The organism is Corynebacterium propinquum DSM 44285, assembly GCF_000375525.1.
GTDB classification, from domain to species: Bacteria; Actinomycetota; Actinomycetes; order Mycobacteriales; family Mycobacteriaceae; genus Corynebacterium; species Corynebacterium propinquum.
Window position 1 is genome coordinate 87,854 of sequence record NZ_AQXC01000002.1, and the last position, 22,666, is coordinate 110,519.

At 54.7% G+C, this 22,666-nt stretch carries 19 protein-coding genes; 9 read left to right on the plus strand and 10 right to left on the minus strand.

Annotated features, from left to right (window positions below):
• Window positions 1-897, plus strand: coding sequence for a methyltransferase domain-containing protein (locus tag B142_RS0102470; protein ID WP_018119964.1), 897 nt, complete (start codon window positions 1-3; stop codon window positions 895-897).
• A gap of 13 nt (window positions 898-910) precedes the next feature.
• On the opposite strand, the gene B142_RS0102475 is transcribed toward B142_RS0102470, so the two are convergent.
• On the minus strand, window positions 911-2,392 hold the full coding sequence (locus B142_RS0102475; protein WP_018119965.1) for a GH32 C-terminal domain-containing protein: 1,482 nt from the start codon (window positions 2,390-2,392) through the stop codon (window positions 911-913).
• A gap of 120 nt (window positions 2,393-2,512) precedes the next feature.
• Entirely contained in the window at window positions 2,513-3,142 is a 630-nt protein-coding gene (locus tag B142_RS0102480) for an O-methyltransferase (protein WP_018119966.1), read from the minus strand.
• A 178-nt stretch (window positions 3,143-3,320) separates the two neighbouring features.
• Between B142_RS0102480 and sigE the strand changes: the two genes are divergently transcribed.
• Genes sigE through tatB form a run of 3 tightly spaced genes read left to right on the plus strand, consistent with a single transcriptional unit; the run spans window position 3,321 to window position 5,156 of the window.
• The gene (sigE, locus tag B142_RS0102485; protein WP_018119967.1) at window positions 3,321-4,028 is read left to right on the plus strand and encodes an RNA polymerase sigma factor SigE; all 708 of its coding nucleotides are present in this window, start codon (window positions 3,321-3,323) and stop codon (window positions 4,026-4,028) included.
• A 14-nt stretch (window positions 4,029-4,042) separates the two neighbouring features.
• On the plus strand, window positions 4,043-4,594 hold the full coding sequence (locus B142_RS12820) for a hypothetical protein (protein WP_018119968.1): 552 nt from the start codon (window positions 4,043-4,045) through the stop codon (window positions 4,592-4,594).
• A gap of 40 nt (window positions 4,595-4,634) precedes the next feature.
• Window positions 4,635-5,156: a Sec-independent protein translocase protein TatB gene (tatB, locus tag B142_RS0102495; RefSeq protein WP_018119969.1), complete on the plus strand. Its 522-nt coding sequence runs from the start codon at window positions 4,635-4,637 to the stop codon at window positions 5,154-5,156.
• 74 nt (window positions 5,157-5,230) lie between these two features.
• Here tatB and B142_RS0102500 read toward each other — a convergent pair whose 3' ends face one another.
• On the minus strand, window positions 5,231-6,355 hold the full coding sequence (locus B142_RS0102500; protein WP_018119970.1) for an Mrp/NBP35 family ATP-binding protein: 1,125 nt from the start codon (window positions 6,353-6,355) through the stop codon (window positions 5,231-5,233).
• Window positions 6,356-6,400: 45 nt separating this feature from the next.
• On the opposite strand from B142_RS0102500, the gene B142_RS0102505 reads away from it, so the two are divergent.
• Window positions 6,401-7,150 carry a type 2 periplasmic-binding domain-containing protein gene (locus tag B142_RS0102505; protein WP_126843874.1) on the plus strand — a complete coding sequence of 250 codons (750 nt, stop codon included), beginning with the start codon at window positions 6,401-6,403 and terminating at the stop codon, window positions 7,148-7,150.
• Here B142_RS0102505 and B142_RS0102510 read toward each other — a convergent pair.
• On the minus strand, window positions 7,134-8,036 hold the full coding sequence (locus B142_RS0102510; RefSeq protein WP_018119972.1) for a fumarylacetoacetate hydrolase family protein: 903 nt from the start codon (window positions 8,034-8,036) through the stop codon (window positions 7,134-7,136). The genes B142_RS0102505 and B142_RS0102510 overlap by 17 nt on opposite strands.
• A 128-nt stretch (window positions 8,037-8,164) precedes the next feature.
• Complete coding sequence (locus B142_RS0102515; protein ID WP_018119973.1) at window positions 8,165-11,941, minus strand: multifunctional oxoglutarate decarboxylase/oxoglutarate dehydrogenase thiamine pyrophosphate-binding subunit/dihydrolipoyllysine-residue succinyltransferase subunit; 3,777 nt, start codon at window positions 11,939-11,941, stop codon at window positions 8,165-8,167.
• A gap of 172 nt (window positions 11,942-12,113) precedes the next feature.
• On the opposite strand from B142_RS0102515, the gene B142_RS0102520 reads away from it, so the two are divergent.
• Entirely contained in the window at window positions 12,114-13,691 is a 1,578-nt protein-coding gene (locus B142_RS0102520; RefSeq protein ID WP_018119974.1) for a carboxylesterase/lipase family protein, read from the plus strand.
• A 24-nt stretch (window positions 13,692-13,715) separates the two neighbouring features.
• Window positions 13,716-14,414, plus strand: a complete 699-nt coding sequence (locus B142_RS0102525; protein WP_018119975.1) for a hypothetical protein — start codon at window positions 13,716-13,718, stop codon at window positions 14,412-14,414.
• Between the two features lie 48 nt (window positions 14,415-14,462).
• On the opposite strand, the gene B142_RS0102530 is transcribed toward B142_RS0102525, so the two are convergent.
• Complete coding sequence (locus B142_RS0102530) at window positions 14,463-14,969, minus strand: hypothetical protein (protein ID WP_018119976.1); 507 nt, start codon at window positions 14,967-14,969, stop codon at window positions 14,463-14,465.
• A gap of 127 nt (window positions 14,970-15,096) precedes the next feature.
• Between B142_RS0102530 and B142_RS0102535 the strand changes: the two genes are divergently transcribed.
• A complete protein-coding gene (locus B142_RS0102535; RefSeq protein WP_018119977.1) occupies window positions 15,097-16,389 on the plus strand; it encodes an MFS transporter in 1,293 nt (430 codons plus the stop codon).
• A 43-nt stretch (window positions 16,390-16,432) separates the two neighbouring features.
• On the opposite strand, the gene hutG is transcribed toward B142_RS0102535, so the two are convergent.
• The gene (hutG, locus tag B142_RS0102540; protein ID WP_018119978.1) at window positions 16,433-17,377 is read right to left on the minus strand and encodes a formimidoylglutamase; all 945 of its coding nucleotides are present in this window, start codon (window positions 17,375-17,377) and stop codon (window positions 16,433-16,435) included.
• 114 nt (window positions 17,378-17,491) lie between these two features.
• Between hutG and B142_RS0102545 the strand changes: the two genes are divergently transcribed.
• The gene (locus B142_RS0102545) at window positions 17,492-19,432 is read left to right on the plus strand and encodes a DEAD/DEAH box helicase (protein ID WP_018119979.1); all 1,941 of its coding nucleotides are present in this window, start codon (window positions 17,492-17,494) and stop codon (window positions 19,430-19,432) included.
• Between the two features lie 143 nt (window positions 19,433-19,575).
• On the opposite strand, the gene B142_RS0102550 is transcribed toward B142_RS0102545, so the two are convergent.
• The 3 genes from B142_RS0102550 to putP all read right to left on the minus strand — a co-directional run bounded on the left by B142_RS0102550 (window position 19,576) and on the right by putP (window position 22,590).
• A complete protein-coding gene (locus B142_RS0102550) occupies window positions 19,576-20,049 on the minus strand; it encodes a hypothetical protein (protein ID WP_018119980.1) in 474 nt (157 codons plus the stop codon).
• A gap of 70 nt (window positions 20,050-20,119) precedes the next feature.
• Window positions 20,120-20,911: an HNH endonuclease family protein gene (locus B142_RS13135; protein ID WP_081604908.1), complete on the minus strand. Its 792-nt coding sequence runs from the start codon at window positions 20,909-20,911 to the stop codon at window positions 20,120-20,122.
• A 113-nt stretch (window positions 20,912-21,024) separates the two neighbouring features.
• A complete protein-coding gene (gene putP / locus B142_RS0102555) occupies window positions 21,025-22,590 on the minus strand; it encodes a sodium/proline symporter PutP (RefSeq protein ID WP_018119981.1) in 1,566 nt (521 codons plus the stop codon).
• Window positions 22,591-22,666: the final 76 nt, after the last annotated feature.

The following is a 22,666-nucleotide window of genomic DNA, read 5'->3' on the forward strand; positions in this document are numbered from 1 at the left end:
ATGCTTGCTGAGGTAATTGATGTACTCGCTGACCCCAACGATGGCACTCCACTGCATGGAGACAACGACTTTCGCCGGTTAGTGTCAGAATCCGGACACAGCTTTGACGTCGCTAAGCAAGGCTATGTCAGTTTGCTTGCCGGGGCGGGAAGAAAACATGATGGCGATAGTGCTGGCATGATCCAAGCCCGGGAGACGTTTCTTGCCGGAGGGCATTTTGCGCCGTTTGTTGAAGCGGTCACCGAGGCGATGGTGGCGGCGACGGAATCGTCACTGGAATCTAGCCAAGATTCGGCACCAGTCATCATCGAATCCGGCGCGGGCACAGGATATTATTTATCTCATAGCCTCGACAGCATCTCCGGTGCTCGCGGGGTCGGATTAGATATTTCGACGCCTGCGGCAAAGCAACTAGCGAAATGTCATCCGCGGGTTGGAGCGGTGGTTGCTGATGTTTGGCGCAGGCTACCGCTTGCTAATGACTGCGCTGATGCACTTTCGGTCGTGTTCGCACCACGAAATATGCCAGAATTCGCCCGGGTATTAAAACCTGCCGGGCAAGTGGTAGTACTCACACCAGATACCGGGCACCTGGATGAGCTGCGGAAACCACTGGGGATCGTGTCGGTGGAAGAAGACAAAATCGCGCGGTTATATCAGCAGGCACACGGGATTCTCGAGCCAATTGGTAGCCCGCGCACGATTGAATTCGCCATGCGGTTAGAAAAAGCCTCGATCGCCGCCCAGGTGAAAATGAGTCCGTCTGCGCGGCACATTAGCGCTGAAGAATTAGAGCACCGGCTGGCAGGCTTACCAGAAACTATGACGGTGACCGCCCGGGGCAGGATCGACTGTTTCACAAAACCAACCGCGCCCAACTACGCCACGAGCAGGTAACCGAAATTATTGGCTAGTGCTCGTGGCCACTGCGGTGCCAGTCGCGCTCGATCTTGGCAGCACCGGTGGTGGAGGCGTCGATTCTCGAGCAGCCGCCAGCGAAATATACCCGCGAGGTCATAGCGACGCAGCCGCCATCGGCAAATACCTCCACCGTCGAGCCATCAACGATGATGGTCAGTGAATCACTGTCGCTGTCGGCAAGTTCTGCGGTGGCTGGTGCCTCATCCCGATAACGATCACTAGGGCCGACACTACGGTCGATGCTGAGCGTGTGACCAGTATGCGTGATGCGGGCGGTTTCGTTGTCATCGGCGTCGAAAAGCGAGACTGTCAGTGCAGAGTCTTCATCGGAAGGGACCTCGCAAAGCACGGTATAGGCGTGGGCGCGCTCCGATGACGTAATTGCTTCTGGCAGGCCTGCTGGAGGGGTTTGATATAAGCGACCATCTTGCAGTGAAATCATGCGTGGCAGCGTGAGGGCGTTGGCCCAGCCTTCTTCGACAAGCGATGGATGCTCGGTGGGGTCATCATGGCGGCCGATGCCATTAATGAAACCGAACAACGCCGCCTCGGTGTAATAATCAGCCGGATTGTGTGATTTTATGGTGGACCCACGCACCGTGGTGCCTTTGGTGGTGTTTGTGTTACGTGGACGAGTGAAATCATGACCGTGATCAATACGGCGGAACGCACTGCGTACATGGAAGGTGGTGCCGCGCAACGTGCCGACCAAATAACCGGAAATATCGATGCCTGCGCGCTCCAAGGTCAACAGCAAAATATCGTAGATTTCTCCGTCGACTTCATCACGCAAACGCAGAATACGCGGTGCGACGATTGTCGACAGTTGGCCTTCCTCCGGGGACAGGTCCAAGCCAATCTCGCCATCGAATTCCAGTGCGCCTTGCAGGTCCCAGGATTGGCCGTCCTGAGAAGTGGCAATAACCGGAGTGGGGGTTTCCGCATCACCGGTCAGGGCAAGCATCAACCAGCCCGCATGCCCTGCTTCGCGGTCCACCGGGGTTTCCCAATTTGGTACAACGCACGGGGAACGAAACCGTTGGAAACCTTCCTGTGTTTCCAATACCGCCGAGACCCGGTTAACCGCCGGGTTTAATGCTGCGCGGTCTTCCGACAGTGGACAATCTGCGGTGAGCTCCCGCATTTTTGCGAGCTGAATATTGGTGCCGCCGGAGGTCACTGAGGTGAAATACAGGTTGGCATCCTGCTCACCTTCGCCATCGATAGGCACGACGGAACCGGCACGAACAGTGAGCTCACCGCCGACTGGTGCGAGGACATCATCGCATTCAAACCATGAGAATGGGTCGCCCTGAGAGACAGTATGTGCCCAGCGTGCGGGGCCCGGAACCTCTGGGCGATACTGGTAGAACACGTGCCAATCATTGCCGTCGAGCAGAACTCCAGCGGGGGCATCAAGTACACCGTGTTCCGGGGTGATGTGGAGTTCCGGTCGATGGATTTCCGTCATGATTTCTCCTTGCGTCATTGAACTCCCGACCAGGGTAGTGATGTTCGCGCCATCGTGCAGGAGTCGGTGAGTTGGGGCTAAGAGTTTGGCGAATAGAGCCTTGTAGTTAGAGCTTTGTGATTAAAGCTTGGTGACCAGCGTCAGCCCAGACCCCAGCGGGAGCCGGGTGACGATCGCGCCATCGAGTTCGCGACAATACTCGTCGGCAGCCAGCGCAGCCTGGGTAGCACGGTCATTCCGCGAAGAATCAGCCACCGTGCCGTCGAGAAGCGAATTAGCTAAAACTAAGGTGCCGCGTTGCCCCAGCAAAGGCCAGGCGAGTTCGACGAGCTTCGGTAGGTCGGTCGGCGTGACATCGGCATAAATTACCTGGTAGGCAGCAGTGGCTAACCGGCCCATCACGTCGAGCGGGCGCGAGGGCAAGAAGCGAATCCGTGATGGTCCATACCCGGCTTCACGAAAAGCTTGCTTGGCGTGTTGCTGATGTTCCACTTCAGGGTCAATGCAGGTGAGCACACCTTTGTCTGGCAGCCCCTGCAGAAGATACAACCCAACGACGCTCGATGCCGGGCTGACTGCAATGACTCCGGCGCTTTTTGGATTATCCGGATGCGTCGCGCTGGCGGTAAGCGTGGTCAATAATTGGCCCACCGTCGCATCAGGGGCTGGTAACGAGTATTCCGCGGCGTGGGCATGCGCTGCCTGCAAGCCTTCAGAAACCACGGCAGTGGAGTTGATGTATCCAAGCATTGCTGACACCGACGAAGTGTACGGGGAATTTTCTGAAGTAGACACACCAACAGTCTAAATCAGTCTTTGTGCTTTGTCCTTGTAGCGGGGAAGGCTGGGCCAAAATCTAGGCTGCTACGTATTCACAGTTAATGCTCAGCAACCGGGCTGGCTTTATTGAGAGACGTGTAGCACAATAATGAGCATGACGTTGCCGGAGGGTGTCCAGTACAGCCAGTACAGCCAGTACAGCCAGTACTGTCAGCACAGTGCAGAAAACGCAGGAAAGCCAGAAAACGCGAAAAATACCAAAGGCGCGGAGCCTGCTGAAAAATTGCGCGGAACAGAAGCTTTCGACGAAGGCGTTGGAGCTATGCCTAGCTGGGACGAGCTAGTTGCCGAGCACGCTGACAGTGTGTACCGACTCGCATTTCGTCTCGCTGGTAACCCGCAGGATGCCGAGGACCTTACGCAGGAAACGTTTATGCGCGTCTTTCGTTCTCTGCAGGATTACCAACCCGGCACTTTTGCTGGTTGGCTGCATCGCATTACGACGAACCTATTTTTGGATATGGTACGGCACCGGTCGAAGATCCGGATGGAATCGCTCCCGGAAGATTATGAACGATTTGCCGGTAATGGGATAACCCCCGAACAAGCGTATAACGTCGCCAATTTGGACCCAGCATTGCAAAAAGCGTTGGATGAGCTAGCCCCGGATTTCCGTGTTGCCATCGTTTTGTGCGACGTAATGGGGATGAGCTACGAGGAGATCGCCGCTACGCTGGGAGTCAAAATGGGTACCGTGCGCTCGCGGATCCACCGTGGCCGCTCCCAATTGCGTGCCCGCCTAGAAGATGACGCGGTACACAACGAAGAAACGCAGATCCTTTTGCGCACCCGCTAAAATCGTGGGGCACAATGCACAGTAGTTACACAGGAGGCGAAGCAATTTTTACGAAGACGCCTTCGACGCAGTCTGGTTCAGACAAACCTAAGCGCGCCCCGAAGACCCCAAAGACCCGGCGTCGCTTTGACCACTTGGGCCCAGAAGCCGTCGCTGCTTTTGTTGATGGCGAGATGTCCAGCAAGTCTGCTCATAATGCCCGGGTGCACTTGGTATTGTGCGAAAACTGCCGTGACGACGTGCACAAACAACGGCACGCGGCGCAAGCCCTGCGCAGCTGCAACGGGAATGATCAGGTGCAAGTTTCGGAATCGCTACTGAACCGATTACGCCGCATCGCCGGTGATGCCAGTGGTGCTAGTGACGCTAGCGCTGCAGCAGAAGACAATTCAACAGAAGGCAATAGAGGCCAAGCCGCTGAAGTCTCGGAAATAGGGGGAAAAACTTCTGCCTCTGCGGGAAATCCCCGAGCTGAGCATGCTGAGCGCTCCCAGAAACAGCCTGATCTGCTCGAGCGTTTGGAAAAACTTGCCCGAGCGGTGCGCCGCAGTAGCAACGGTAAATAGCAACCGAGAAATAACGGCGCTTAGACGTTAAGATAGATTCGTGTTTTCCAATATCGGTTGGTCGGAGATAGGCGTCATCATTGTGGTGGCGATCATTGTCATCGGTCCCGAACGTCTACCCGGGTTGCTGCAGGACGTCCGCGCAGCGGTTTTTGCGGCACGGAAAGCGATCAATAACGCGAAACAAGAACTCAATGGCGAGTTTGAGGAACTTGGTTCAGAATTTGAACAATTCCGAGAACCTATTCAAAAAGTCAGCCAGCTTAGTCGCATGGGCCCGCGTGCAGCCATCGCGAAAACGCTGTTCGACGAAGATGATGATTTCTTCCAGCAGTTTGATCCGCGCACGATCCTGAAAGACGAAGGCCCTGCATCGACTGCTTCGCGCGGGCCAGCAGCTAATCCAGCTAAGCCGCAGTCACACAACCAGACTCCACGAAACCAACAGTCACAAGCGCAATCACACGTGCAGTCACGACCGCAATCACAAGCACCGCGGGGAATGCACTCTCCGAATAGTGGTGGAGGAAAAGCCGAATTTAGCTGGACCGATGTTATTTAGTGCGGTGAATTAATACGGCTAGCAGCCAGCGCGGCGTCGTAACGCAACGAGGCCGCGGTCAGCCTGAATAAGACTTAATTCACGCCCAGGCTGAGTGGTTTACCGGCCAGGGAATTGCGTCGTTTCGCTAGGCCATCAGCAATTTTGGTGATCTCTTGTGACGAAGGGCTGTCCGGCTCAGACAAGACCACCGGGGTGCCCTGATCACTGCGGGAACGCAGCGAAGGATCTAGCGGAACCTGCCCTAATAACGGCACGTCGGTGCCGACCAACGTCGTCAAGCGCTGCGCCACGATCTCGCCGCCACCGGAGCCGAATACATCCATAGTGGAACCATCAGGCAAAACCATTGCGCTCATATTCTCGATCACACCTGCCACGCGCTGCCGAGTTTGCTGCGATAACGAACCAGCACGCTCCGCAACTTCTGCGGCGGCTGCCTGAGGGGTGGTAACCACCAGCAGTTCGGCATTGGGAATCAACTGCGCAACCGATAACGCGACATCACCGGTTCCCGGAGGCAGGTCCAATAGCAGGATATCGAGATCGCCCCAGAAGACGTCGGCAAGAAATTGCTGAATTGCCCGGTGGAGCATAGGGCCACGCCACACAACAGGTGCGTTGCCCTCAACGAACTGACCAATGGAAATAAACTTCAGGTTATGTGCCTGCGGCGGCAGCAACATATCGTCGACAACCGTCGGCGCCTCGGTAGAACCGAGTAAATTTGGCACCGAATGGCCGTAAATATCAGCATCAACAATGCCGACCTTCAACCCTTGGTTTGCCAACGCGGCACCCAGGTTGACGGTCATAGAAGACTTACCGACGCCGCCTTTACCGGAAGCCACCGCAAATACGCGGGTGGTGCTTTCTGGTTTGGCGAAAGGGATCTCTGGTTCCCGCTGCGAACCGCGCAAAGAATTACGCAGCTCTCGGCGTTGCTCATCACTCATGACATCGAGCGAAACCGAAACATTTTCCACACCATCGATGTCCTCGACGGCGGCTTGGGTATTGGACTGGATGGTCGATTTCATCGGGCACCCAGAGATTGTCAGATAAACTTCGACGTTGACGTCGGCGCCGTCGATGGCAATGGATTTCACCATGCCGAGATCAGTGATTGGCTTTCCAATCTCGGGATCTTCGACGCGCGCTAATGCTTCGCGGACTGCAGTTTCTGTAATGGCACTCATTAGTGTCCATCTTAGTCCTGCTGGTGAATCTGTAAACTGCACAGCGTGGCTACCATTAAATACGTGAGAAATCGCTCGCTATCAGCAGCATGTGCAGGCCTAGTCCTGCTGCTGGCGGGATGTACGTCGGCTGACGACACAACTGGTGCTGTGGGAGCAAGTACTCCTGGGCAGGCGGGGTCTGGATTCGGTGCTTCGTTGGACGAAAACCACGCAGTACGTATTACTGCTGATAGTTCTTCGACTGAGCAGGTGCTCTGGGCTTATATTTATCGTGACACGCTGCGCGAAGTTGGTCGAAAGGCGCAGGTGATTGCTGCCGAAGGTGCAACCACCGCGGAGCGTTGGGAATTGCTGCGCACGGGTGAGGCCGATTTGATGATCACATGCACCGGTACTTTCGTGGAAGAACTTCACCCCGCGTTGGCTAAACAGCTTGTCGACGATGTGGATGGGCAAGAACCGAATACCGCAGATATTCATGAACAGATGCATCGTGAAGTGATGGGGCTGCTCCCGCCGGATATTGTGACGACTGCACCTTCTTCTGCTGAAGGATGCGCGCACGCAGGCGATGCGCTGCCGCAGGATTTCACTCCACTATTTAGCTCACGGCTATTTGATCGAGATACGACCGGTGAAATTCAAAAGGTCACTCGGTTAGTCGATGACCGTGCTTTAGAAGAATTGGAAGAAAAACTGGCCGACGGTCTCAGCATCGAAGATGCTGTAGGCCAATGGGCCAGCGTCAATGTCACGGGTGAGTCACCAGACTCCGTTAGCGATGATGCGTAATACGGGTAGTATTCGCAATAGTTCCTAGCCCGTCAATGGTGATCGTGACGGTTTCGCCATCGCGGATAAACCGTTGCGGGGTTCGCGCAAACCCGACGCCGTCTGGGGTTCCGGTTGCGATCACATCACCTGGCCGCAGAGGGTATATCTGCGAAATGAAAGAAATGAGCTCCGCCGGTGGGAAAACCTGATCGGCTAACGGAGCCTCTTGCATTAACTCGTCATCGAGGTAGGTGCGCAGGCTTGCGGTGGAAAAATCAAAGTCGTCCGGGGTCGTTACCCACGGGCCAAAACCACTGCTGGCACGGAAAGATTTGCCTTGGTGCCACTGGGGCGTGCGCCGCTGCGCGTCCCGCAAAGTGTAGTCATTAAAAACCGCGTAGCCGGCAATATAATCTTTGGCCTCAGCAGCGCTCACCTCATTAGCGTAGTCGCCGATAATGACGGCAAGCTCGCCTTCAAAATCGAGTTGCGTGGCTTTGTCTGCAGGCACCTCGACATCCGCATAGGGGCGGGCTAGTGCTTCGGGAAACTTTGTGAACAGCGTCGGATAATCCGGAAGATCACGACCCATCTCGAGAATGTGCTCGGCGTAGTTAAGGCCTTGACAAATAATCTTGCCGGGCCAGGGAATGACAGTATCGAGCTCACTCTTGGCGATGTCTACCGGATCACCGGACTCGATCAAAGCTTCGTTGAGATGCTCACGCCATCCTGGGATGGCTAATAATTCCCCGACGTTGCGTACCGGGGTCTGCGCAGCAGAAAAGCCATGCAACGGCCGGACTGTCACGGCAGCAGAATCAAGAAAATTCCTGGATTCTGCGTCGTCGACAATCGCTACGTAGTGATCTCCATCGGGGGTTGCTACAGAGGCAAGTCGCATGGCTGTCGGGCCTTTCTCCGGTGGGGTACTGTGTTGTATCCCACCGTAGTCGTATTAGGCTCCGAATGTTGCTGGAAGTGAGGGGCTTCCTAATCAGCGCTAATCAGCGCTAGTAAGCACCGGGAACACTAGTCGGCGAAAGCTTCGTCGATAAGCTGCTTTTGCTCCAACTGGTGCACCTTGGCGATACCGGTGGCAGTCGAGGACTGCGCGCGGCGAGAAATGCGGCGCATCCGTGGCATATCCGGAAGCAACTCGTGCAGGTGCTCGTTGTAGAACGGCCATGGGCCCTGGTTGGCTGGCTCGTCCTGCACAAAGCGGACTTCTTCCATGTTCGGGAAGTTATCGAATGCTTCCGACAGGCGGTTGAACGGAATTGGGTGCAGCATTTCGATGCGTACGATCGCGATGTCATCGCGCTCGTCCTTCTGCCGACGCTTCTCCAGCTCGTAGTAGACCTTGCCGGAACACAGCATCACGGTTTTCACCTTGTCTGCATCGCCGATGACGTTGTTGTTGGCATCAACCAACCGTGGGTCATTGATGACGGAGCGGAACGAGGTGATGTCGGTGAATTCCTCAACCTCAGAGGTTGCCGCCTTGGCACGCAGCATCGACTTTGGCGTGAAGACCACCAGCGGACGAGACATGGTGCCCAGCGCGTGACGACGCAGCAGGTGGAAGTGGTTTGCCGGGGTTGATGGCTGGGCGATGGTCATGGAGCCTTCTGCAGCCAGTTGCAGGAAGCGTTCGATGCGAGCAGAGGAGTGGTCTGGTCCTTGGCCTTCGTAGCCGTGTGGCAACAGCAAGATCACCTTGGACAACTGGCCCCATTTGGCTTCACCTGAGCAGACGTATTCGTCGATGATGGTCTGTGCACCATTGACGAAGTCACCGAACTGAGCTTCCCAAGCGACAACAGCGTCGAGGTTTCCGACGGAATAGCCGTATTCCACGCCCAAGCCAGCAAACTCAGTCAGCGCAGAGTTGTAGGCTTCGAAGCTACCGCCATTACCGGCTTCTTGAGCCAAGGCATCCAGCGGGTTGTACTGCTCGGCGGTATTCGGGTTGTAGGTGACAGCGTGACGCTGGGTGAAGGTACCGCGCTTGGAATCCTCGCCGACAAGGCGTACTTGCTTGCCTTCGCTAGCGAGCGAGCCCAGAGCGATCAACTCGCCCCAGCCCCAGTCGATGCCGCCTTCGACAGCGGACTTGGCGCGCTTTTCGGCGATTGGTGCCACGCGGTTGTGCAATTCGAAGCCTTCTGGCAGATCCAGGTAAGCTTCGCCCAACTCGCGGAGGGTGTCGGCAGAAATCGACGTGTCCAGCCCACGCGTAAGTTCCTGGGAAGCAGTGATACCGGTCTGTTCTTGTGGACCGTTTTCTTCTGCTTCTTTGACTTCGTTGAATACGGATTCCATCTGGTCGCGGAAGTCGCGGGCAGCTGCCTCAGCGTCTTCTTCGGACAGATCACCACGGCCGATGAGTTCGTCGGTGTATTTCTGACGCACGGAATCGCGGTTACCGATGCGCTCGTACATCAACGGTTGCGTCATTGATGGGTCATCAGCCTCGTTGTGGCCGCGCAGGCGGTAGCAAATGAGGTCAATAAAGACATCTTTGCCGAAGCGACGGCGGTATTCGGTAGCCAGCTGACCAACCCAGACCACTGCCTCCGGGTCATCGCCATTGACGTGGAAGACCGGGCAATCGAAGCCCTTAGCCAGGTCAGTGGAGTACAGGGTAGAACGTCCAGAATCCGGGGTAGTGGTGAAGCCGACCTGGTTGTTCACAACGACGTGGATAGAGCCGCCGACGTTGTAGGCATCCAGTCCCATCAGGTTGATGGTCTCTTGGACGATACCCAGGCCTGCGAACGAAGCATCGCCGTGCAGCAGCAATGGGACGACGCGTTTGTCGTGGCTGCCTTCTACACGGTCCAGAATGTCCTGCTTGGCGCGTGCAATACCAACGACTACCGGGTTGACTGCTTCCAGGTGCGATGGGTTGGCGGTCAGTGTGACCTTGATTTCACCATCGCCGAACATCTGCAGGTGTTCGCCTTCAGCGCCCAAGTGGTACTTCACGTCACCGGAACCGCCAGCTTGGCCGCCCTTGTAGTTGCCATCGAATTCGTTAAAGACTTCTGCCAGTGGCTTGCCGACGATGTTGAACAGCACGTTCAAACGACCACGGTGTGGCATGCCGATAACCACTTCGTCGAGGTTTTGGCCAGCGGCGGTGTCGATGACGGAGTCCATCAGTGGAATTAGTGCTTCTGCACCTTCAAGGGAGAAACGCTTCTGGCCGACGTACTTCGTTTGCAGGAAGTTCTCGAAAGCCTCGGCTGCGTTGACCTTCTGCAGAATATATTTCTGTTCCGCATTAGTTGGCTTTGGCATCCCGGCTTCGAGTGCATCACGCAACCATTCACGCTCGTCGCGATCCATGATGTGGGTGAATTCCGAACCGACCTTCAGCGTGTAGGCAGCGCGCAGGCGAGAAAGTACCTCACGCAGAGTCATGGATTCCTTGCCGCCAAATCCGCCGACGTGGAAGGTCCGGTCCAAATCCCACAGGGTCAGACCGTGGGTGCGGATATCCAGATCGCGGTGGTCCGGTGCTGGCAAACCAGGCTGCTTCCAGCGCAGCGGGTTGGTATCAGCAATCAAGTGACCACGGGAACGGTAGGCCTCGATGAGGTTCATGACACGGGTGGACTTATCAATTCCGGTATTCGGAATGTCTTGTGCCCAACGCATTGGCTCATACGGGATTTCAAGGTCGTTAAACAGCTCATCCCAGAAGGCGTCGTCGACAAGCAGCTGCGACATGGTGCGCAGGAACTCACCAGATTCGGCGCCCTGAATCACGCGGTGGTCATAGGTGGAAGTCAGGGTGACCAGGCGGCCCACACCGAGTTCTGCCAAGCGGTCCGAGGAAGCGCCTGCGAATTCAGCAGGGTAGTCCATCGAACCAACACCGATGATAGTGCCCAACCCCTTGGTCAACCGGGCAATGGAGTGACGGGTACCGATGCCACCCGGGTTAGTCAGGTTGATCGTTGCGCCCTGGAAATCAGCCGCAGTCAATTTGTTCTTGCGGGAACGGGCAACAATGTCGTCGTAAGCTTCAATAAATTCTGCGAAGTTCTTATCCTGCGCCTTCTTCAACGCGGCAACGACAAGCGCGCGGGAACCATCTTTTTGCGGCAGGTCGATAGCCAAACCCAGGTTGATGTCTTCAGGGTGGACTACGGTTGGCTTCTTACCGTCGACCAACTCGTAGCGCACGTTCATGTCTGGGTGCTTTTGCGTGGCCTTGACCAACGCATACCCAATAATGTGGGTGAACGAAATCTTGCCACCACGGGTGCGCTTTAAATGCTCATTGATAAGGGAGCGGTTTTCCCACATGAGCTTGACCGGAATATCACGCACAGAGGTAGCGGTAGGAATCTCGAGGGATTCGTCCATGTTCTTCGCGATAGCTTTGAACATGCCCTTGAGCGGCTTGGACTCGCCGCCGTCGTAATCCGGAAGATCATCCAAAGGCGATGGTGCCTTCTTCGGTGCCTTCGGGGCGACACCGCGCTTGTCGGCGCCGACCTTACTCTTAGCCTTCTGCGCAGACTCTTCCACGACAGATTCACGCTGTTGCTGCTTATGCGCCAGCGATTTCTGGGTTGGCGGGGCAATGTCTGCGGCTTCCTTACCGCCTTGGGCTTTAGTGGAATCAGAAGCTGATGCAGCGGACTCCGATGATGCCGCGATATCGGATGGTGCGCCGTGCTTGTCAAATAATTCGCGCCATTCTTTATCTACCGACTGCGGATCTTTTTTGTACTCCTGATACAACTCGTCCGCTAACCAGGTGCTCAAGCCGAAGGGATTGTTAGTGCTCACGGCAGGTGCTCGCCTCTTTCCGTTGATTTGCGTGCATTTGTTCTATCTGCGCTTTTGCTGTCATATCGACGCTTTCACCAAGCCTAATAGACAGTTTGCATTCATTCTACGCGCTTATTGCTCTGGATTTGGCACATGATATTCCTTGGTGTGGTCACTAATCTGGAATGCTATGGAAGAATCAGCGCATGTAACGGCAGACTACCCGCGTGTGCGCGTTAGCGGCGGCGAGATTCAAGGAGAAATCGTTCGCGATGGCACCATCGCCACATGGAAAGGCGTGCCATTCGGTGCACCGACCGGCGGCAAAGCCCGCTTCCGGCGACCGCGTCCCGTTCGTGGGTGGCTAGGAGTTCTGGATTGTACCCGTTACCAATCGCCGGCTCCGCAGCCTAATTATGGCCTAAACGATCGGCTAATTGGTGATGAAGACTGCTTGCACCTGGACATAGTTCGCCCACACACCACGGAAAAATTGCCCGTTGTGGTTTATTTTCATGGTGGATCATTCCTGATGGGGGCAAGCCACCAAAACATGTTGCGTGGGCACCGGCTGGCTGAAGCAATGAACGTGGTCTACGTATCGTTGAATTTTCGTCTCGGGGTTTTGGGATATCTTGACCTGCGCAGCCTTGGCGGCGATTGTGTCGCTAACCCTGCGTTGTGGGATCAAGTTTTAGCACTGCAATGGATCCAGGAAAACATCGCCAAGTTTGGTGGGGATCCAGATTCTGTGACGATCATGGGAGAATCTGCAGGTGGAGCCGCGGTACTTGCCTTATTGTGTTCTCCACCGGCACAGGGGTTGTTTCATCGGGCTATTGCACAATCGCCACCGATCGGACTGATCCATTCCAAAGCGCAATCCCAGTTATGGGCGCGCCAATTGCTTGCGCGATTAGGGATGGTTCCGGAAAGTACGGTAGAAGATTTACGCCAAGTCAGTGCGGATGAGCTGGTACGCGCTGGCATGTCGATGATGTGGCGGGGTGGAGAACTACAGTTTTTGAATTCCACTTTTGGCCCGACAGTGGAATCGGAATCCCTGCCAGAACACCCAATGGTTGCGTTCCAACAAGGCAAACAAGCTCGGGTGCCGCTCATGTTGGGCACCAACCTCGATGAAGCTGGGATAACGCGATATTTCTTTCAGCGCAGTACCCGCCGTGCAAAAGCTGGACGGCGCTTGCTGTATCCGTACGATCCAGAACATACCGATACGGTGCTAGAAGCGTATGGCGGTGCTCGTACGAGAGCAGAGTTTGCGGATTTAGTGACGGATGCTTTGTTTTGGGCGCCGACTATTCGTATCGCCAGTCATCACAACGAGTATGCACCGACGTGGATGTATCGGTTTGATTTCGCGCCCCAGCTGATGCGGAAATTGGGGATCGGAGCTGCGCATTCTTCGGAACTATCGAATGTCTTCGGCACCCCCGAAGCGTCGAAAACTCGGATGTTGGCAAAATTCGGCCGCGATGAAGCTGCCATGCAGAAATTGACCGACGAAATGCAGCGACACTGGGCGAGCTTCATTCGTAACGGAGCACCTGGATCAGATTGGCCACAATATAAGCCGCCAACTGAGGAACATCATTCACGCCCGACAATGATTTTTGATGCTGAGTCACATGTTGAATATGACCCGAAAGCAGAAAAACGCCGGGCCTGGAAAGGCTATGACGTCTTAGAATGGGGAGCTGGCCGGCCGGAGTTGTTGCGGGATTTGGGATTTTCCGTCGGTGATTAGCTTTGCCGTAGTACATTAGCGGTTATGAGCTTCTTCGAAGATATTGCTTCCGCACTCGATGCTGAAGGTATTGAATCTCGGGTTAATGGCGACGTTTTGTTCGTGCCAATAACATCAGATGTAGAAATTCAGTTTGTCGAAATCGATGCGGTTTTGCCTGCGGCAAATGTGTATATTGCAGCAGCTGATGTTGACGAAGATGATGAATACTTTGATGCAGCATTAGTATCGGTGGCATTCTCCGTGGATGATGCGGTCGCGACCGTAGCGGAACACATCGCTACTGATCAAGTCGTGACCGTGCTACGGGATTTGCTTGACGGACACGATGACCGCATTGCGGACCTAGAATTTGAGCACCACTATGTCGATCCCGGCGTGGTTGTGGCGCAAGTCGCGAGCTATTCACAGTTGCGGGTGCTCATCGAGGTCGTGGACGGCGATCCTACAGCGAAGCTGTCATTTATCACCTTCGATTCCGAGATGATAGAAGCTTGGTCACAGAATACTCAGGAAGGCACTGTGAGCGATCAAGCTGTAGAAGAATTCAACGAGGCAGCGTTTGCTCCTGGTGAGTTGATTCATGGTTATGAACCCGAGATTTTGGAGTTAGGTAGCTATACCGACTTTGACCGCTTGTTCGACGTGTTGTCATTGTGCGCGGACCAGGCCGAAGATTGGGAAGCGCGGCTGACACCGTGTGACGACGGTATTGAGCTTTAGCTCATTGCGCCGTAGTCCACTGAGTCATAGCCCAGTTGTCAGGCGGTGCTAGGCAGCCCTGGAAAAACCAGCAAAAATCGATGCTGGTGAATGCACAGGAATATAGTTGGCGTCGACAAGCCAGGCATATATCGCTGCTGTTTCAAAGTTGGTATCGATCCGGTGGACCGCGTTAATGAACTCTCGTGGAACGAGTGCGCGGATCCAGGCTTCAGCCAAAGGTGCGGACGGGGCAGCGCCGGATGGGTCGGTAATGCGTACGCTAACAACATATGCAGGGGTGCGTTGCTCGCCGTAGCCCCGAACGCGAGATTGTGCTAGAGGGCCTACTCGATAACGTGAAAGCGCTGCGGTTAATGCCTGGTGTTTACCGGCAGTGAGCCTAGCTTGCGGTGGTCGCCAACTAGCCGTGGGGCGTGCTAGTGAACGCGGATGGCGCAGGATTGAGCGTACTGCAGTGAGCTGATCCTGGGCAGTGGTGTGTAGCTCGGTGACGATTTTATGGATGTCGTGTGTAGTGCGGCCAAAATCCGATAGATAATTGTGTGTGCTCATGGCATAGACCGTAGAAAAGCAGGCTCACATACAAGCCTCTGTCATCGAACATGTATTCGCCATGATTCATGGGGGTGCATACATCTCGGGCCAAAAATCTGAATCGAGGAGTAGGCTCGCAAGAACTATGCCTATTGCTAACTCCAACTCGAACGATACAAATACTCAGGAATCCGAAAGTCCCGACCGCGAACAACCGAAGATCCCCAAAGAAATCTGGGTCTTGGTCGCGGCGTTTTTCTTGGTTGCTTTAGGTTATGGACTGATCGCCCCATTATTGCCACAATTCGTGGTGAGCTTCGACGTTGGAATGGCTGCTGCCGGTGCTGTCATCTCTATTTTCTCGGTGTCCCGCCTGATTTTTGCCACCGGGGCGGGAGTCTTGGCAGATAAATTTGGGGTCCGCAGAATCTATATCACCGGTATTTTGTTGGTAGCGATCAATACCGGGCTGATCTCCATCGCCCAGGAATACTGGCAGATTCTGCTCTTAAGATTCTTGGCTGGCATCGGATCGACGATGTTTACGGTGTCGGCAATGGGCTTGATCGTCAAACTTGCGCCACCGGAAATCCGGGGAAAGTGTTCAGCAACGTATGCCACCAGCTTTTTGCTCGGTAGCATCTTGGGGCCATTGGTTGGCTCTGCGCTTGCATTCTTAGGCTTCCGGTGGCCTTTTTTCATTTACGGAATCGGTTTATGTGCTGCGGCTGCTGTGGTCTGGCTGCTGATGCCCAAAACGAATACTTCAGCGAACCAGTCTGCAGACAATGCGCAATTCACCTACGGTGAGGCATTCAGGGATTCTGCATTTCGTAGCGTGCTGGTCTCAAATTTTGCCCACGGATGGGTGAATATGGGCGTACGCGTGGCCGTGATTCCATTATTCGCGGCAGCTGTTTTTGCTGATAGTGGTGCCGCCGCCGGCTATGCGCTGGCCGCGTATGCCGCGGGAAACGCAGTTGTATTGCAGTTTTCCGGCAGGCTTTCGGACCGCATCGGCCGCAAACCAATGATCATGACCGGCTTCGCTGCTAGCACTCTCTGTGTAGCGCTGTACAGTACTGCTGACACGTTGTGGCTTTTGATTATCCTCTCCAGCTTGAGCGGTGCAGCTGCAGGTATTGCTGTTCCCGCACAACAGGCCACGCTTGCCGACGTCATCGGCAACGACCGCTCGGGCGGAAAAGTACTGGCAGGATTCCAGATGTCGATGGATCTGGGAATGATCTTCGGCCCATTGGCGATTGGTGCGGTTGCTGATAACTGGGGATTCACCTGGGCATTTTTCGGGAGTGCTGCGGTGGCAGCGCTGGCATTTCTGGCGTGGATTCCCGGGCGCGAGACCTTACACACCAGAGATACCAATATGCATGAAATGCCGGCAGAATCTAGCACCGCAAGGCACGCTAACGGGTAGAACTACCAGTACTCCCGCTGGCAGTGCGTTTCACCAAAAATTACTATTGTAGCTTGGCGTGTTCGTTGATCATGTCGTCGAGAAGACGGGCGGCAACACGTGCGGTGCGGCCATCGACGTCGTAGTACGGATTCATCTCAGCAACATCGACCAGCCGTAATTTTCCGGTAGCCGCTAAGGCCTTACACATTGCACGCATCGGTTCAATACCAATCCCGACTGTGCATGGGGACGATACGCCCGGGGCAACGGCGGGGGAAATGGCATCCAAGTCGATGGTGACGTAAAGGTCGTCATGGACATCAGAAATTTCCAGGGCACGCTCGGCGGCCTCGCGCGGGGTCATGTTGTGGATTTCGTCGTCAAGAACGATTTTGGTACCAAGCTCCTCAGCGAAATTAAACAGCTTTCCGGTGTTATCCGCAGTGGAAACACCGATGACTGAGTAATCGAAATCATCGCCGACCATCTCGGCCACCTGAGTGAACGGGGTGCCGTGGGTTGGGATTTCGGTCTGTCGCAAGTCTAGATGTCCGTCGAAATTCACGATGGAAATGGGGCGCTGCAAAGCTTTGTGTAGGCCAAGGTAGCTGGCGTAACCTACCTCGTGCGAACCTCCAAGCACGACTGGCAAATGCCCGGCGTTGACTAGATCTTTGATGCGTTCAGAAAGCTCTTCCTGAGCACCTTCCATATCGGTACCGTTGACGGTCACTGTGCCAGCGTCGTAGCGAGGCAGGTCGTTGTGGACAGGAAGATTAGCCAAAGCCTCACGCAGAACATGGGGGCCTTCGGCAGCACCGTGGCGGCAGCCATTACGACGAGCACCTTCATCGCAAGCGAAGCCCAGGACTGCGGCGCCTGGCGTGTTTTGCACCGTGTCGATGACCGAATGCCAGCGGCGGAATTCAGATCCATCGCCGTCGTGCCGGCCATCCCAGTGATGTGGAGTACGTGAAACAGGGGAATGTGAATTCTCGTTAGCCATGTCACCATTATAGGCATAATTTATGTGTGTTAGTTCACTATGTATCGGGAGGTGTAAAAATAGCTCCCCACTGAATGGTGTTTTTCTCCGCGCTCCCGTAGTGTATGTCAGGCAATGAGCATTACCGATTACGCCACCGGCGGCGACAACGAGCCGGATAATTTCAGTCAGTCTCCATCGACTATGTCGGAATCTCAGGAAAATTCGCAGGGCAATAACACGGCTACCGCAAGTGCCGTTGCCGAGAGTGGCGAAACTTCTGAGCACACCGACGCTGCAGCGCAAGCTCCAGCCAGCGACAGTCCTCAGGGTTTTTCCAACCTCGACCTGCCTACCAACGTGGTAGATGCGGTTACAGCCGTAGGTTTTGAAAAACCATCCCCAATTCAAGAACAAACCATCCCGATCCTTATGCAGGGCCGCGATGTGGTTGGTCTAGCCCAAACTGGTACCGGTAAAACCGCCGCCTTCGCGTTGCCGGTGCTGGCCCAGCTGGACCCAAAGGAACGATTCCCGCAAGCATTGGTTTTGGCGCCGACTCGTGAGTTGGCACTGCAGGTTGCAGACAGCTTTGAATCTTTCGCTAAGCACCTCGGCGGAATTGAAGTGCTGCCGATTTACGGTGGCCAAGCCTATGGAATTCAGTTGGCAGGCCTGCGCCGCGGTGCGCAGATCATCGTCGGCACGCCAGGCCGCGTCATTGACCATCTGGAGAAGGGCAGTCTGGATATTTCCAAGCTGCGGTACCTCGTGCTGGATGAAGCCGACGAGATGCTGAACATGGGCTTCCAGGAAGACGTCGAGCGTATTTTGGCGGACACGCCAGAACAGAAGCAGGTTGCTTTGTTCTCAGCGACGATGCCTAATGGCATTCGCCGTCTTTCAAAGCAGTACCTGAACGATCCTGCTGAAGTGACGGTGAAATCGCAGGCGCGTACGAACGAAAACATCACCCAGCGCTTCCTTTTCACTCAGCACCGCGCGAAGTTCGACGCTTTCATTCGCATTTTGGAAGTTATCGACTACGACGGCATGATCGTGTTTACCCGCACGAAGCACGAAACTGAAGAAGTCGCGGAGAAGCTGCGCGCCGTCGGCTACAGTGCAGCTGCTATCAATGGCGATATTGCACAAAACCAGCGTGAGCGTACGGTGGAGCAGCTGAAGTCGGGGAGGTTGGATATTCTGGTCGCGACCGATGTTGCCGCGCGAGGTCTGGACGTCGAGCGCATCTCGCACGTCATTAACTTCGATATTCCTGGCGATACCGAATCTTATGTCCACCGTATTGGACGCACAGCACGCGCTGGGCGTAGCGGTGAAGCGATCCTTTTCGTTACCCCACGTGAGCGCCGCATGCTGCGGTCGATCGAAAAAGTCACTAAGGCAACGCTGGAAGAAATGCAGCTGCCGACGGTCGACGAGGTCAATGAGGTGCGCAAGAAGAACTTTGCCGAAGGCATCACCGGGGCCCTTGGTGCCAAGGACAAAGATTTCTTCCGCACAATGATTCGTGAGTACTCGAAGAACCACGATGTGGCGATGGACGATATCGCTGCTGCGCTTGCTGTGAAACTGCAAGGCGACAAAGATTTCTTGTTGAAAGAACAGCCAGTCGATAAGCGGAAAGATCGTTTTAACGATAAGCGTGGCGGCCGCGATTTCGACGACCGCGGCGGGCGTGATGGCCGGGGCCGTGACCGTGGTAGCCGTGACCGCGGCGGACGCGGGGGCCGAGACGCTAATTTCCAGCCATACCGTTTGGCGGTGGGTAAGCGTCAGCACGTGCGCCCTGGATCAATCGTTGGTGCGCTGGCAAACGAAGGTGGCTTGAACAGCAAGGACTTTGGTCGTATCAATATTGGTGCCGATCACACCATTGTCGAACTGCCAAAGAACCTGGATCCGGCTGTATTGGACCGTCTGTCGGATACCAGAATTTCTGGTGAGCTGATTAAGATCCGTAAGGATCACGGTGCTCCTAATCGTGGCGGATTCCAGGGTGGTGGACGCCAGAACCGAGGTGCCAGAAAAGGCGGAAAATTCCGCGGCTAGAGGTGCCCACGCATTCTTAACAGCTACTATCATGCGGTAGCGCTAGCGCAATATGGGCACACGGCAAAGCCCGGGGCAGGATACTCATCCTGGACCCGGGCTTTGTGCTTTGCTACGAGCGTTGAGCTCGTCGTGGATGGTAGCTATACGAACATCAAGATCAATACTACGATCCAGAGCAAGTTGAAAATTCCGCCGTACATGGATAGTTGCTTTTTCAACTGGGTCCAATTACCCACTTTATCTTCGTCCGGCGATGCTTCGCTTTCTGGCAACATGCCTAATGCGCCGAGTGCAGTGCGCTGGCGTGGCAAAATAACCACGAGCAAAATAACCCAAGCGATAATTGCGAGCAGAATGGATGCATGGAATTTGCCTTGGCTGCCGTAAGTATCCATATCGCTCAGGAACAAGACAAGTCCGAGCAAAGGAACCAGTGCGGAGAGGAACCCGTAGACTTTGGTGATGCGATAGAGTACCGATGCTGCGCCTTGTGCAGTGGTGTTACCCGATTTCGCTTCGAATATTTGTGCAGGAAAGGCCGAGGTAGCCACCATAATTGGGCCAATGAATAACACGGCAGCTGCGATGTGTAGGACAAGCATGAAATCTGTCATGGAAAATCCCTTTCGGTAGAGGAAATTAAATAGGGACAAAAGCTCCGTGTGCCACTCTACCAGCGCATACCTAGCGTCCAAGAAGGCTAAACAGCGTACATGCCTCAGTCATTTTTCGTGCGTCTACCTCGGGGATTTTAAGATCGTACAGCACTGCTACGAACGCGACCCTGCGTGCATACCAGCAATGTGCGGAGTCATCAGATGGCATCCAGGCTGCTGGTAATGAGTCTGATTTTTCTCGATTGGCACTGGCGTCTGTGGGAACGAGGTTTCGGCCATCATTGGCGAATTTTCTGCGCTGCTCGTGGTCCCATGAATGTGCGCCTAAATCCCAGGCAGCAGAAAGCGGAAAAATATGGTCGATATCAATCTCGCGCGGAGAATCTGTAATGGGTATGGGGGTCCCGGCATATTCATCCCAAATCTGGGTATCAACAATTGTGCATGCTGCTAAATCCGTTGGTTCTGGAAGTTTTCCGGTGCGTTGCGGTGCAGGTTGTGGGGTTGGCTGGGCGTACTGAGTATCGCTGTAATCCTCAGCTCTAGGGGAATGATAGGTGGTTGCAGCAGAGAGCAAGGCGGCTTCACGGGTAGTACAGACGCCTTTTCGTCCCCAGCCACTGCCGAATTGTTCTCTTTCATATCCGGGGATGCGTTGGCGCTGTGGTGTTGTTTTGAGTTGTGTTGACAGCGCATCCCATGATGGAAGATTCAGGTTTTCGTCGTATGTTGTGGGCTTAAGACGCGGCCATGCAGTAGCGAGTGCGATTACAACGGTAACTATGGTTAACAGGAAAATATACCAGCGAAAGATGCGCCGCTGTATACCACTGGTTGGCCCCGGGAGATAAGACTGCATGCACTATAAGACTGCATAAGCGCCTTACGGGTTCCGGGGTCGACCAGCTTTGCACATGAGTCGTGAACTCAGCGTTGTGAAAACAGCGACTGGCAGTTTGGCCGAGGCCACAGCTACTTGACTTTGCTGGCTGCCTGGTCGAAATCGAGTCCACCGGCGTCGGCAAGGTTATCCAGTTTGGCAGCCTTGTCGAATTCTTGTTGGATTTCTTCACTCGGCGCCTTGGTAGCTAGGGTGACAAGAACCAGTGCAACGGTAGAAGCTATGAAGCCCGGAACCATTTCGTAAATGATACCGCCGAACCAGATACCCCAGACAATAGAGACCACCGCTCCAGTGATCATTCCGGCGATCGCGCCTGGTGCGTTCAGCCGCTTCCAATACAGTGCGAACAGCACAAGGGGACCGAAGGCAGAACCAAAGCCTGCCCAGGCGAAACCGACCAGTCCGAGGATAGTATCACTTGGATTAACCGCAAGCAGTGCACCGATTATGGCGATGACGACGACTGCGGTGCGTGAGAGATTGATCAGCACGAATTGGGAGGGGTGCTTTTTCGCTAGCCCCATGTAGATGTCTTCGATGAGGGAAGAAGACAAGATCAACAGCTGAGATGACATCGTAGACATAATGGCGGCCAGCACTGCTGTGAGTACTAATCCGGCTGGCAGTGGATGGAACATGACGCGCGCCATGTCCAAGAAAACCGTTTCAAAGGCGTCTTGGTCGGTGATGCTGTGTCCAGTCTGGGTGAAAAAGACGGTGGCGATCAAGGCCACGAATGTTGCCCCCGCATAGCAGATTGCCAGCCAGAAAACGCCGTAATTGCGTGATGCTTTGGCATCGGCGGGGCTTTTCAGCGCCATAAAGCGGACGATGATGTGTGGTTGGCCAAAGTAACCGAGACCCCAAGCGGCGTTGCCAATAATAGTCGCAATACCGGCAGCGGAAGCGACGTTGAACAAATTAAAGAAGTCAGGGTTAGCTTCGACGACGCCGTTTGTGCCGTAATCATTGTTGGCTGCAAAGCTGAAAATATCACTGGGTTGGTCTAGTGCAAGCAATGCCATGATGGGCACGATGATCAACGCACTAAACATCATTAAGCCTTGAACCATATCGGTATATGAGACCGCGAGGAAACCGCCGACGAAAGTGTAAGCCACTGTCACCGCCGCAACAATGAGCAAGCCGACTAGGTAATCACCGTCAAAGGTTGATTCGAAGTATCGTCCGCCGGCCACCATGCCAGATGAGACGTAAAACGTGAAAAAGAAAATAATAATCGCGGCCGATACCATGCGCAGCAGCCGTGATTTATCGCGCAGACGATTTTCGAAAAACGATGGAATAGTGATGGAATTTTCCGCAATCTCGGAATATGCGCGCAATCGGGGAGCAACCCATTGCCAGTTCGCGATCGCGCCGGCAAACAAACCGAACACGATCCACAGCTCAGAAAGACCAGAAAGAAACAAGGCCCCCGGAAGACCCATTAACACCCAGCCGGAAAGATCTGAGGCTCCAGCTGATAACGCTGCGACGAATGGTGGCAGGCCTCGGCCGCCAAGGACGTAGTCGTCATATTCCGAAGTTTTGGTATAACTCCAATATCCAATCGCCAACATCGCCATGAGGTAGGCGATAATCGCTATCACAAACCAGGTTTGTTCTGACATTACTGCTCCGCTCCCTTGAAGTGCGTAGATTAATCGATCTAGGCCAGAATTTGTGATGTGACCCACTTTGTAGTGA